The organism is Bacteroides sp. HF-162 (genome assembly GCF_015679285.1).
GTDB lineage: Bacteria > Bacteroidota > Bacteroidia > Bacteroidales > Bacteroidaceae > Bacteroides > Bacteroides uniformis.
The window spans coordinates 2,796,142-2,807,728 of the sequence record NZ_CP064937.1; the positions used below are offsets into that span (position 1 = coordinate 2,796,142).

Annotated in this window: 12 protein-coding genes; 7 read left to right on the top strand and 5 right to left on the bottom strand. The window is 45.8% G+C overall.

The window, feature by feature from the left end:
• The first annotated feature begins 13 nt into the window (after window positions 1–13).
• The 5 genes from ITJ87_RS11385 to ITJ87_RS11405 all read left to right on the top strand — a co-directional run bounded on the left by ITJ87_RS11385 (window position 14) and on the right by ITJ87_RS11405 (window position 3,392).
• Entirely contained in the window at window positions 14–343 is a 330-nt protein-coding gene (locus ITJ87_RS11385) for a PAS domain-containing protein (RefSeq protein ID WP_005828341.1), read from the top strand.
• A gap of 16 nt (window positions 344–359) precedes the next feature.
• Entirely contained in the window at window positions 360–1,229 is an 870-nt protein-coding gene (locus ITJ87_RS11390; protein WP_196096226.1) for an aldose 1-epimerase family protein, read from the top strand.
• Between the two features lie 104 nt (window positions 1,230–1,333).
• Window positions 1,334–2,476 (top strand): MFS transporter AraJ, encoded by a 1,143-nt coding sequence (gene araJ / locus ITJ87_RS11395; RefSeq protein ID WP_005836469.1) that lies wholly within the window; start codon window positions 1,334–1,336, stop codon window positions 2,474–2,476.
• A 57-nt stretch (window positions 2,477–2,533) separates the two neighbouring features.
• Window positions 2,534–2,968 carry a hypothetical protein gene (locus ITJ87_RS11400; protein WP_005828348.1) on the top strand — a complete coding sequence of 145 codons (435 nt, stop codon included), beginning with the start codon at window positions 2,534–2,536 and terminating at the stop codon, window positions 2,966–2,968.
• A 10-nt stretch (window positions 2,969–2,978) separates the two neighbouring features.
• Window positions 2,979–3,392 (top strand): hypothetical protein, encoded by a 414-nt coding sequence (locus ITJ87_RS11405; protein ID WP_196096228.1) that lies wholly within the window; start codon window positions 2,979–2,981, stop codon window positions 3,390–3,392.
• 65 nt (window positions 3,393–3,457) lie between these two features.
• Here ITJ87_RS11405 and ITJ87_RS11410 read toward each other — a convergent pair whose 3' ends face one another.
• On the bottom strand, window positions 3,458–4,369 hold the full coding sequence (locus tag ITJ87_RS11410) for an RluA family pseudouridine synthase (protein ID WP_117964436.1): 912 nt from the start codon (window positions 4,367–4,369) through the stop codon (window positions 3,458–3,460).
• A 60-nt stretch (window positions 4,370–4,429) separates the two neighbouring features.
• Window positions 4,430–5,851, bottom strand: coding sequence for a 23S rRNA (uracil(1939)-C(5))-methyltransferase RlmD (rlmD, locus tag ITJ87_RS11415; protein WP_117964435.1), 1,422 nt, complete (start codon window positions 5,849–5,851; stop codon window positions 4,430–4,432).
• Between the two features lie 204 nt (window positions 5,852–6,055).
• Here rlmD and ppdK point away from each other — a divergent pair, with 204 nt between their 5' ends.
• Together ppdK and ITJ87_RS11425 are read left to right on the top strand one after the other, a co-directional pair.
• A complete protein-coding gene (ppdK, locus tag ITJ87_RS11420) occupies window positions 6,056–8,776 on the top strand; it encodes a pyruvate, phosphate dikinase (protein ID WP_117964434.1) in 2,721 nt (906 codons plus the stop codon).
• A 210-nt stretch (window positions 8,777–8,986) separates the two neighbouring features.
• Window positions 8,987–9,232, top strand: a complete 246-nt coding sequence (locus tag ITJ87_RS11425; RefSeq protein ID WP_226791151.1) for a hypothetical protein — start codon at window positions 8,987–8,989, stop codon at window positions 9,230–9,232.
• Between the two features lie 186 nt (window positions 9,233–9,418).
• Here ITJ87_RS11425 and ITJ87_RS11430 read toward each other — a convergent pair whose 3' ends face one another.
• From ITJ87_RS11430 to ITJ87_RS11440, 3 genes are all read right to left on the bottom strand, one after another.
• Window positions 9,419–10,201: a hypothetical protein gene (locus tag ITJ87_RS11430; RefSeq protein ID WP_117964433.1), complete on the bottom strand. Its 783-nt coding sequence runs from the start codon at window positions 10,199–10,201 to the stop codon at window positions 9,419–9,421.
• Complete coding sequence (locus tag ITJ87_RS11435) at window positions 10,174–10,386, bottom strand: hypothetical protein (RefSeq protein WP_117600527.1); 213 nt, start codon at window positions 10,384–10,386, stop codon at window positions 10,174–10,176. Before ITJ87_RS11435 ends, ITJ87_RS11430 begins: the two co-directional genes overlap by 28 nt.
• Before the next feature lie 163 nt (window positions 10,387–10,549).
• Window positions 10,550–11,389 carry an ADP-ribosylglycohydrolase family protein gene (locus ITJ87_RS11440; protein ID WP_117964432.1) on the bottom strand — a complete coding sequence of 280 codons (840 nt, stop codon included), beginning with the start codon at window positions 11,387–11,389 and terminating at the stop codon, window positions 10,550–10,552.
• Window positions 11,390–11,587 lie beyond the last annotated feature (198 nt).

The following is an 11,587-nucleotide window of genomic DNA, read 5'->3' on the forward strand; positions in this document are numbered from 1 at the left end:
AAAATAAAGAATTATGTACGAATGGGCCAATGAAATGAACTGTGCCGTAACTGTATGCGACACAAAGGGAATCATCCTATATATGAACGAGAAAGCATGCCGTACGTTTGCCAAACACGGTGACCTGATAGGCAAGAATCTCTTTGATTGCCACAACCCGCAATCGCAAGCCAAGATACGCGAACTGCTGGAGACGGGGGGAGTGAATGCCTACACCATTGAGAAGAACGGTGTCAAGAAAATGATTTATCAGACGGCATGGAAACAGGACGGAGTAGTCGGTGGCCTGGTGGAGATTTCGATGGAAATACCCGGAGAGATGCCACACTATATGAGAAAATAACAAAATGATATATGATATGAAAACACTTTCTAATTCAGAACTGACAATTAAAGTTTCACCGCATGGAGCCGAGTTATGCAGTATCTTGCATGATGGAAAAGAATATCTTTGGCAGGCAGACCCCGCTTTCTGGAAACGGCATTCTCCGGTGCTTTTTCCCATTGTAGGTAGCGTTTGGGAGAATGAATACCGCCACGAAGGCGTTTCCTATGCATTGACGCAACACGGTTTTGCCCGCGATATGGATTTTGAATTGATGCTTGAACTGGAAGATGAAGTGCGTTATCGACTGGTTGACAGTGAGGAAACACGCAAGAAATATCCTTTCCCGTTTTGCCTTGAGATAGGCTATCGGATAGAGGGAAAGAAGATTGAGGTGCTTTGGAAAGTCATCAATACCGGAACACGCGAAATGCACTTCCAGATAGGGGCCCATCCGGCTTTCTATTACCCGGACTATGATACGGAGACAACGGACCGTGGATATTTCGGCTTTGATAAGACGGAAGGTTTGCACTATATCCTTATCTCCGAGAAAGGATGTGTCGCTCCGGATAAGGAATATTTGCTTGAGTTGACAGATGGCCTGCTGCCTTTGGACATCCACTCCTTTGATAAAGATGCCCTGATTCTGGAAAACAGTCAAGTGAAAGAAGTTACATTATATAATAAGGAGAAGAAGCCCTATCTCAGTCTGTATTTCGACACTCCGGTGGTGGGGTTGTGGTCGCCTCCGGCCAAGAATGCTCCGTTTGTCTGCATCGAGCCGTGGTACGGGCGTTGTGACCGTGCCCATTATAAGGGCGAATATAAGGATAATGACTGGATGCAGCACTTGGCGCCGGGAGGAGTCTTTAAAGGTGGGTATACAATTGATATAAGATAAAAAATGAAGAAGGATACTGAAAATAATTCGGTATCCTTTTTATTTGGAGAATGCAATGTCATTATCTTTGCGCCCGGTAAAAAATATAGGTTGTTTTTTAAGGTATGAAGAAGAGTCTTATTGCATTGGCGTTCGGTACATTGGGGCTAGGGATTGCCGAATTTACGATGATGGGTATTTTGCCCTATGTGGCTACTGATTTGGGAATCAGCATTCCCGTGGCCGGTCATTTCATTTCTGCGTATGCGTTGGGTGTTTGTTTTGGTGCGCCCATGCTGCTCCTGGCCCGTAAACGCCCGTTGAAGCAGATTCTGCTGGTCTTGATGGCATTAATGATTGTGGGTAATATTTGTGCGTCTATGGCACCCAATTATTGGGTCTTGCTGTTGGGACGTTTTGTTTCCGGACTTCCTCATGGCGCTTATTTTGGGGTGGCTTCCATTGTTGCGGGAAAATTGGCTGATAAGGGGAAAAGCTCGGAGGCGGTTTCAATTATGATAGCGGGAATGACTGTGGCCAATCTGTTTGGGGTGCCGTTGGGTACTTCGTTGAGCCATACACTGTCTTGGCGTGCCACGTTTCTGCTGGTAGGTGCCTGGGGATTGATAACATTGTACTACATTTGGCGTTGGGTACCGCAGGTCGAAGGACTGAAAGACACGGGATTTAAAGGACAGTTCCGTTTTTTGAAGAAGCCGGCGCCGTGGCTCATATTGGGAGCTACGGCTTTGGGCAACGGTGGCGTATTCTGCTGGTATAGCTACATCACCCCGTTGCTGACTGAGGTTTCCGGTTTTAGTGCGGAAAGCATTACGGCGCTGATGGTACTGGCAGGATTCGGAATGGTTGCCGGCAATCTGGTCAGTGGGCGCATGTCCGACCGGTACACTCCGGGAAAGGTGGGTACGGTGGTGCAAGGGATGATATGTGTTATTTTATTATTGATATTTTTACTCTCGCCCTATCCGTGGTGTTCGGCAATATTGATGACACTCTGTACGGCAGGTTTGTTTGCCGTCTCCAGTCCGGAGCAGGTGTTGATGATTCGTGTGGCCCCTGGAGGAGAAATGTTGGGAGGCGCTTGTGTGCAGATGGCCTTCAATTTGGGGAATGCTATCGGAGCCTATATCGGAGGTCTTGCCTTGAGTGGAGGATACCGTTATCCCGCATTGGCAGGCGTACCGTTTGCACTGATGGGATTTATTTTATTCCTTGTCTTCTACAAGAAATTCCAGGATAAGTATTAAGTGTTTCATTTTTTTTGTGTATGTTTGTCCGCAAGTATTAACTAAACTCGATAACTTATGAAGACTTTGAATTATGTGAAGATATTGCTGTTGTGTGTATTTACGATTGGGCTGGCGTCTTGTGGGGATGATGTATATTATACCATGCAGAATAGCGACGACAAATTGTGTGGGAAGACGTGGATAGAAGAATATCAGACGGAAAACAAAGATGGAGTTGAAGTGTTATGCAGTCATCAGCTGAAGTTTGCCAAGGCTGATAATTCTGGACAGGAAATCTGGGAGTATTATCGCGGAGGCGAGTCCCGTCCCTATGAAACGACTTCACGTACTTTTACTTGGAAATGGATGGATAAGTCTATGGAGGGGTTGACTCTGAATTATGGTGCCGGTGAAATCAAGTACTTTGATAATGTATGGGTGCGCGAACATTATTTATCCGGTAAACTGGATGGAGTGGTTGTTATGATGGTAGATGCTAATTATAAATAAAGTATGGCTTATGAATAATATGTTGAAATACACAAAAATGTTATTGTTGTTTGTCCTTGTATTAGGATTGACATCATGTGATAGTGAGGAAGAAACGGAATATAATCTGCCCGGTGAATGGTATACATCTGAAGAAATAGATTTCGGGGCATATACTTGGGGTAGGGGGACGATTATGACCTTTAACGCGCGCAACCAAGGTACTATTGGTTCATATGGCGACCCGAATTATTTGCTTTTCAGATGGAATTGGGTTAGTGGGGCTTACAATCTGATGGAATTGGAATTCTATGATGATGGCAGCATGGCTTACATTGAAGGAGCCATGGCTGATTCTTATTCTTTCAGTGGTACTTGGTATAATAGCTGGAGGGAATATCAAGATAATATTCACGGACAGCCTTTTCGTATGCATCGGCAATGACGACATGCTTATCAATAAAAAACGGAGCAAATCAATTGCTCCGTTTTTTATTGTATGTCAGCTTTTTACTTATTCTTCAAAACCAATTTCTTGAACTCTCCCGGATAAGGTGTTTCAAACCGCATCAGCTCTCCCGTGACGGGATGATAGAAACAGAGTTTGAAAGCATGCAGGGCCAAGCGTCCGATAGGATTTACGTCTTCCAGTCCATAGCGTCCGTCGCCGATAATGGGATGCCCCAAATCCTGCATGTGTACACGTATCTGGTTTTTTCGTCCCGTTTCCAGGTTCAGTTCAACGAGAGAGTATCCATTGGCTCGTTTGATGGTACGGTAATGCGTAATGGATTCTTGTCCCCCGTCATCTGTCGGGCTGGAGTATACATACAGCTTACGGTCTGTCAACCAAGAAACCACGGTTCCTGTATCTTTTTCCATCTCGCCGACCACTACGGCTACGTATCGCCGGTCTGTTACAATGTCATGCCAGTTATCGCGTAGTGTACGTTGGGTCTTCTCGTCTTTGGCAAACATCATCAAGCCGGAGGTGTCACGGTCCAGGCGGTGCACGATGTGTACACGGTGCTGCTTGCCCGAGCGTTGCACGTATTCATTCAAGATGGTATAGGCGGTACGTTCCTTTTGCCGGTCAGTGTTGACGGACAGCAAACCCTGCATCTTCTCTATCACGATGATATAGGCATCCTCGTATACAATCTTCATCAGTTTATGGTTGAACTCTTTACGTCCCTTCTCACGGCTGATTTGTACTTTCATACCCGGTTTCAGGGGAAAATTGTATTGTGTAGTGATAACGCTGTCCACATATATAATGCGTTTGCTCAGCAATGATTTCAGCTTGGTGCGGCTGGCGTCCGGCATTTTAGCTGCCAGAAACTCCATGAGCTCCATCGGTTCCTTCACCATGTAGTCCGTATATTGTGTGCGGGCTCTTGCTGTAATTTTTTCTTTTGCCACGACTGGTTTTAATTTACGATTAGACAATTTACAATTTACGATTGAAAACTACTTGGACTTTCAATCTTTTAATTCCAATAATACTACGTTTTCCACATGGTGGGTGTGCGGGAACATGTCTACCGGTTGAACGGCCTTCACTTTATATTTCGCATCGAGCAGTTGCAGGTCGCGCGCCTGCGTAGCCGGATTACAGCTGACGTATACGATGCGTTTGGGTTCGGCAAACAGAATGACATCCACTACATCCTGGTGCATTCCGGCACGGGGAGGGTCGGTGATGATGACATCGGGACGGCCGTATTGGTTGATGAAGTCTTGTGTCAGCATGTCTTTCATATCTCCGGCAAAGAACAATGTATTTTTAATTCCGTTAATCTCGGCATTGACCTTGGCGTCTTCAATGGCTTCGGGCACATATTCTATGCCGATTACCTGGCGTGCGTGCTTGGATACGAAATTGGCAATGGTACCCGTGCCGGTATAAAGGTCATAAACAAGCTCGTTACCGGTCAGTCCGGCAAAGTTGCGCGCTACTTTGTAGAGGTTGTGGGCTTGTTCGGAGTTGGTCTGATAGAAAGATTTGGGACCTACCTTGAAGCGCAGTCCCTCCATTTCCTCGAAGATGTGGTCTTTTCCCTTGAAGGTGTGTACCTCGAGGTCGGTGATGGTATCGTTGCACTTATTATTAATAATGTATAGCAGGGAAGTGATTTCGGGGAATGTATCTGCTATGTATTGCAGCATTTGCTTGAACAGAGCCATTTCCTCCTCTTTCTCTATCTTGCAGATGAGGATTACCATCAGTTCGCCGGTGGTAGAGGTACGCACAATCATATTGCGTAGCATTCCTTCATGCGTACGCAGGTTGATGAAGGAATAGTTGTGCTGGTAGGCATAGTCGCGTACCGCATTGCGGATGCAGTTGGATATATCGTCCTGCAACCAGCACTTTTCTATGGCAAGCACTTTATCGAAAGCATTGGGAATATGGAAGCCTACGGCATTCATCTGTTCGTACACTACATTCTGCTGAACCTCTTCTGTCGTCAGCCAACGTTTGTTGGAAAAAGTGTACTCCAGTTTATTCCGGTAGAACTGAGTTTTTTCTGAACCTAATATCGGAGAAATTTCCGGTAATTCTATTTTGCCGATGCGGGTGAGGTTGTCCGTTACTTGTTTTTGCTTATACTTGATTTGCTCGGAATAGGGGAGAACCTGCCATTTACAACCGCCGCATACACCATAATGTTGGCAGAATGGAACTGCCCGTACTGCCGAATATTCATGGAATTTCACAGCTTCGGCTTCAGCATAATGATGCTTTTTTCTCTTAATTTGCAGGTCAACTACATCGCCGGGGACGACATATGGTACGAAAATCACCAAATCATTGACTTTTGCGATGGCTTTTCCTTCGGCAGCCACATCCGTAATTGTCACCTTCTCCAGTAGGGGAAGTTCTTTTCTCTTTCTTGCCACTTTTACACCAATCTAATAAATTCTTCGGCAAAAATAGACATTTTTTCGGGATTTCTCTCTATGAAATGAAATATTAAAGATTGCAATGTCGAAATTGCATTTTAGCATAAAGTTTTTTCTGAAAAAGTTTTCTAGTCTGCGAAATATACTTAGATTTGCGAACAGAAAAGAGAAAATCACTATCAAAAACTTTAAATTTATATTATGGACAAAAAAAGAGTTTATACCTTTGGTAACGGTCAGGCAGAAGGAAAGGCCGATATGAGAAACCTTTTGGGTGGGAAAGGTGCCAACCTTGCAGAAATGAACCTTATAGGAGTTCCGGTTCCTCCGGGCTTTACAATAACGACAGAAGTTTGTACGGAATATTATGAAATGGGGCAGGATAAAGTCGTTGCTCTGTTGAAGAACGAAGTTGAACAAGCCATCGCTCATGTGGAAACACTGATGCGTTCCAAATTCGGTGATGTGGAGAATCCGTTGCTGGTTTCCGTTCGTTCGGGTGCACGCGCTTCCATGCCGGGCATGATGGACACTATCCTGAATCTTGGCTTGAATGACGAAGTGGTGGAAGGCTTGACGCGCAAGACGGGCAATGCACGCTTTGCATGGGACTCTTACCGTCGTTTCGTGCAGATGTATGGCGACGTGGTGCTGGGTATGAAGCCGGTGAACAAGGAAGATGTAGACCCGTTCGAGGCTATTATAGAAGATGTGAAACATGCTAAAGGCGTGAAGCTGGACAACGAGCTTGAGGTGGAAGACCTTAAGGAACTCGTGAAGAAGTTCAAGGCTGCCGTAAAAGAACAAACAGGGAAAGACTTCCCGACTTGTGCTTACGAGCAGTTGTGGGGTGCCGTTTGTGCCGTATTCAACTCTTGGATGAACGAACGCGCCATCTTGTATCGTAAGATGGAAGGAATTCCTGACGAATGGGGTACTGCCGTAAGCGTTCAGGCTATGGTATTCGGTAATATGGGCGAGAGCTCTGCCACGGGTGTTTGCTTTAGCCGAGATGCTGCTACCGGTGAAGACCTTTTCAACGGTGAGTATTTGATTAATGCACAAGGCGAAGACGTGGTTGCCGGTATCCGTACTCCGCAACAGATTACAAAAATCGGTTCTCAACGTTGGGCTGAATTGGCCGGTGTAAGCGAAGAAGAACGTGTCAGCAAATATCCTTCCATGGAGGAGGCTATGCCGGAAATCTATAAGGAGTTGGATGCTTTGCAGACGAAGCTCGAAAATCACTACCGTGATATGCAGGATATGGAGTTCACTGTACAAGAGGGTAAACTCTGGTTCCTCCAGACCCGTAACGGTAAGCGTACCGGAGCCGCTATGGTGAAGATTGCCATGGATTTGCTCCATCAAGGTATGATTGACGAAAAGACTGCATTGATGCGTTGTGAGCCCAATAAGTTGGACGAACTGCTCCACCCGGTATTTGACAAGACAGCTCTGAAGCAAGCCAAGGTATTGACCCGTGGTCTTCCCGCTTCTCCGGGTGCCGCTACGGGACAAATCGTATTCTTTGCCGATGATGCTGCCGAATGGCATGCTGCCGGCAAGCGTGTGGTGATGGTACGTATTGAGACTTCTCCGGAAGATTTGGCAGGTATGACAGTTGCCGAAGGTATCCTGACTGCCCGCGGCGGTATGACTTCTCATGCGGCAGTGGTTGCTCGTGGTATGGGTAAGTGCTGTGTATCCGGTGCCGGTGCCTTGAACATAGACTACAAGGCGCGTACAGTGGAAGTGGATGGTGTACTGTTGAAAGAAGGTGACTATATCTCCTTGAACGGAAGCACTGGTGAAGTATATAAAGACAAGGTGGAAACAAAAGCGGCTGAGCTGTCCGGTGACTTTGCGGAACTGATGGATTTGGCAGACAAATATACGAAGCTGCAGGTTCGTACCAATGCGGATACTCCTCATGATGCAGAAGTGGCACGCAATTTTGGTGCGGTGGGTATCGGCCTTTGCCGTACGGAGCACATGTTCTTCGAAGGCGAGAAGATTAAAGCCATGCGCGAGATGATTCTGGCAGAAAACGCCGAAGGACGTCGCAAGGCTTTGGCTAAGATTCTACCTTACCAGCAAGCTGACTTCAAGGGTATCTTCAAGGCAATGGCTGGTTGTCCGGTGACTGTACGTCTGCTCGACCCTCCTTTGCATGAGTTTGTTCCCCATGACCTGAAGGGACAGCAGGAAATGGCAGATACGATGGGTGTAAGCCTCCAGTATATCCAGCAACGTGTTGAGGCGCTTTGTGAGCATAATCCGATGTTGGGTCATCGTGGTTGCCGTTTGGGAAATACATATCCTGAAATTACGCAGATGCAGACGCGTGCTATCCTGGGCGCTGCTTTGGAATTGAAGAAGGAAGGCGTTGAAACCCATCCTGAAATCATGGTGCCTCTGACCGGCATCTTGTATGAGTTCAAGCAGCAGGAAGAAGTGATTCGTGCTGAGGCTGCCCAGTTGTTTGAAGAAGTGGGTGACAGCATCGACTTCAAAGTAGGTACAATGATTGAGATTCCGCGTGCCGCCTTGACTGCCGACCGCATTGCTTCCTCTGCCGAGTTCTTCTCATTTGGTACGAACGACTTGACTCAGATGACATTTGGTTATTCACGCGACGATATCGCTTCCTTCCTCCCGATTTATCTGGAGAAGAAGATTCTGAAAGTAGACCCGTTCCAGGTACTCGACCAGAATGGTGTAGGACAGTTGGTGCGTATGGCTACTGAAAAGGGACGTGCTATCCGTCCGGACTTGAAGTGCGGTATTTGCGGCGAGCATGGAGGTGAACCTTCTTCTGTGAAGTTCTGCCATAGAGTCGGCTTGAATTATGTCAGCTGTTCTCCGTTCCGTGTGCCCATTGCACGTCTGGCTGCGGCGCAGGCGGCTGTTGAGGAATAATTCCAAATTGGCTTAATTAAAATAATAGGCTGTAACTCATTGAAATACATGAGTTACAGCCTATGTTGTTCTTATACGGTTCGTACACTTGACAATGGAAACCGCGCCAAATGTACGTACTCGCTTACTCACTGCTTACACTAAAACTGATGTTGCTTACACCTGCTTACACCATCAAAAAAGCCTATGGCAGCGTAAAATTAAAAGCTTATGACAACTACATTAAAAGCAATCGTAAGGAAGCTGAGAACAGACGGCCTTTATGCAGTGTACACTCGCATCGTACACAACAGAAAACCGGGTTACATCAAGACCAACAAGATTGTTGATGCGAATTATATCTCTAAAGAGAATGAACCGACCGACCCTGTCGTTAATGAGTATTGCTCAATGCTCGTTCGACAATATACAGACCGACTGAACAGAACCAACACTGCCCATAGCACAGAACGTTAGAACTCTTTAAATGTTAATTTTCAGTGCTTTCAACTCATGGTTTTGGGAGATTTTGTTTCGTGAGAATGCGCTATATTCATTACGATTGGAGATGAATGTTTATTATTACATTTGTGAGCGAATGGGCTAAAAAACTCGCCTTGGTCTTGTGGGGTTCCACTTGACCAAGGCGAGTTACTTATGCTATTAAAGTTCATCTTCTGCCTGGATGCGCTGTTTCCAAAGTTTTAATTCATTACGCATTGCATTTCTAATCTCTTTCAAAGGTTTGTTTGGAAACTCATGAATGATAAGATTATGAAGAAAGAGAAATACGGATATGAAATATTTGCTCACCAACCAATCAGTAGCCGATGGATGTAAAATGCTTACTGCTGGAATGCCAAAAAATGTGCCAACTTCCCATTTCAAGTTATCAAAGACTTGAACAGATTGGATAGCATCTGACTCAGACTCATCCATATTCTTTCTGAGCGTATCAAAAGCATTTGTTTCCATGAAAACAATCCTTTTTGGTTTGAGTATGTTTATTAGCTCTATAGTGCTTTTAATACCTTCAGCCAACAGCTCTTTCTTCAAGGTACTTACACCTTTAGATGACTCAAACGGAGAAAGATTTGTCCATACCACCTTCTTGTCATCATCAATCTGGCTGTCCGGGTATTTGGAACCATACCCAAGGAACAATCGTCCGTTGGCAAGAAAACGGGAATCTTTCAATTCCTTGTCGAACCGCTTGCTCCACCATTCTTTGTTTCCCTCCAAGTAACCATCAACTGTATGGGTAGAGGTACATTTCCCGTTTCCTTTGGGATTTATTCCTACTACCATCAGTTCAATGTCAGTTTCAATTACGTTGAGAGGTGATTGGGTATAATACGGAGTGTTATACTTCTGTGAGAGTTCATTAAATTTCGGTATCCACAGTTCACTCCATTCTTTCAGTAATTCTTGTTTGGTCTTTTCCATTGTATCAAGTTTTTAATCGGTTTCGTACATTTTCCATAAGTCTTTTGTCCACTTGTGCATTGGGCGGTGGCATAAGTGCCAAGCAACCACCGATTCAGCGTTCCGTTCTTCAAACTCTCCGGATTGGCAATGTAATAGCGAAAGCTATCCTTCCAGTTGCATTCAATCAGCACTCCTAACGACATAAGGATGTTGCCTTTCCACCGGTCAAAGGTCTGTCTGGGGATTGGTTTGCCATTACTGGATCTTCATTGAGGAGCCATTTCTCGTTGAGCTCCTTCAAAGAAAGTCCCTTCTCTCCAGCGTGGGAAAGCGTATTGACCACCCAAATGTATTTTTCCAGGAAAGTCATCTTCCTTCTGTTTTACGCAGTCCACTTCCGTATTTCGCTTCAAACTCAGTAACCAGTTTCTGGAAGTTCTCGGGCAGATAGGTCATCGCTTTTTCACACATGTTCGCAGGCACCCCATAAAGAGCTTCAGCAATGGAACCGGTGATGCAGCCGATGGTATCGGAATCGCCACCGATACTGATGGCATTACGGACAGCATCTTCAAAATCCGTAGCCTGCAGCGCACATTGAATGGCTTGCGGAACGCTGTCCTGACAGATGCCGCCATTGCCTTCCCTATCAACTCCATTCCAGGAATAACGTTTTTGCAGTTCGGCAATGGTGAGCGGGAAACGATAGCCGAATTCCTGCTCCATACATTGCTGAATTTCATCCTTCGATGCTCCCTTACGGGCCAGGAAGATACACATGGCTGTAGCCTGTGCACCCTTGATGCCCTCCGGATGGTTATGCGTTCCTTCCGCTGAAACCTTGGCGGCATTCATGGTGTCATTTTTCGTATCGAATGCCCAACCCACCGGACCTACACGCATGGCCGATCCGTTGCCGCAGCTGTTGTATGCCGGAGCATATCCGGTTCTTGTCTTCTGGATGACCCAATTCTGGAAACAGTTTCCATATCCTCCCATCGGAGAGGGATAAGCTTCCGCATACCGGACATAGTAATCCGCCACCAGTGAAAGGCGTCCGGCCAGAATCGCATCCGCTGTAGCCAACGTCAGGATGCTGTCGTCTGTGTATTCCACGTAGCGAGCGAAGAACTCAAAGTCCTTGGTTCGTATGTTACTGAACTCGTAGATACTGCCTACGATGTCCCCAATGATACTTCCAATCATATTCTTCCTGTTTTAGTGATTCTACTTACTCAAAGCTGTTGCCACCAGTAATGTCCGTAAATATACTCATTTTGTATCTCATACAGAGCCAACCGATGGACTTTAATGCAAAGTTACCACGATACTCCCTCAAAAAGTGAGACACTCTCTATGTTTTAGGTCATAAGTACCATGATATTTGCTGTTGATACTTTTATA

Bases quoted from the DNA above. Each gene is read 5' to 3' on its own strand.
- ITJ87_RS11400 (WP_005828348.1), top strand. From the start codon at position 2,534: ATGAAGACTTTGAATTATGTGAAGATATTGCTGTTGTGTGTATTTACG.
- ITJ87_RS11435 (WP_117600527.1), bottom strand. From the start codon at position 10,386: ATGTCGTTAGGAGTGCTGATTGAATGCAACTGGAAGGATAGCTTTCGC.
- ITJ87_RS11385 (WP_005828341.1), top strand. From the start codon at position 14: ATGTACGAATGGGCCAATGAAATGAACTGTGCCGTAACTGTATGCGAC.
- ITJ87_RS11430 (WP_117964433.1), bottom strand. From the start codon at position 10,201: ATGGAAAAGACCAAACAAGAATTACTGAAAGAATGGAGTGAACTGTGG.
- ITJ87_RS11425 (WP_226791151.1), top strand. From the start codon at position 8,987: ATGACAACTACATTAAAAGCAATCGTAAGGAAGCTGAGAACAGACGGC.
- ITJ87_RS11440 (WP_117964432.1), bottom strand. From the start codon at position 11,389: ATGATTGGAAGTATCATTGGGGACATCGTAGGCAGTATCTACGAGTTC.
- araJ (WP_005836469.1), top strand. From the start codon at position 1,334: ATGAAGAAGAGTCTTATTGCATTGGCGTTCGGTACATTGGGGCTAGGG.
- ITJ87_RS11405 (WP_196096228.1), top strand. From the start codon at position 2,979: ATGAATAATATGTTGAAATACACAAAAATGTTATTGTTGTTTGTCCTT.
- ITJ87_RS11390 (WP_196096226.1), top strand. From the start codon at position 360: ATGAAAACACTTTCTAATTCAGAACTGACAATTAAAGTTTCACCGCAT.
- ppdK (WP_117964434.1), top strand. From the start codon at position 6,056: ATGGACAAAAAAAGAGTTTATACCTTTGGTAACGGTCAGGCAGAAGGA.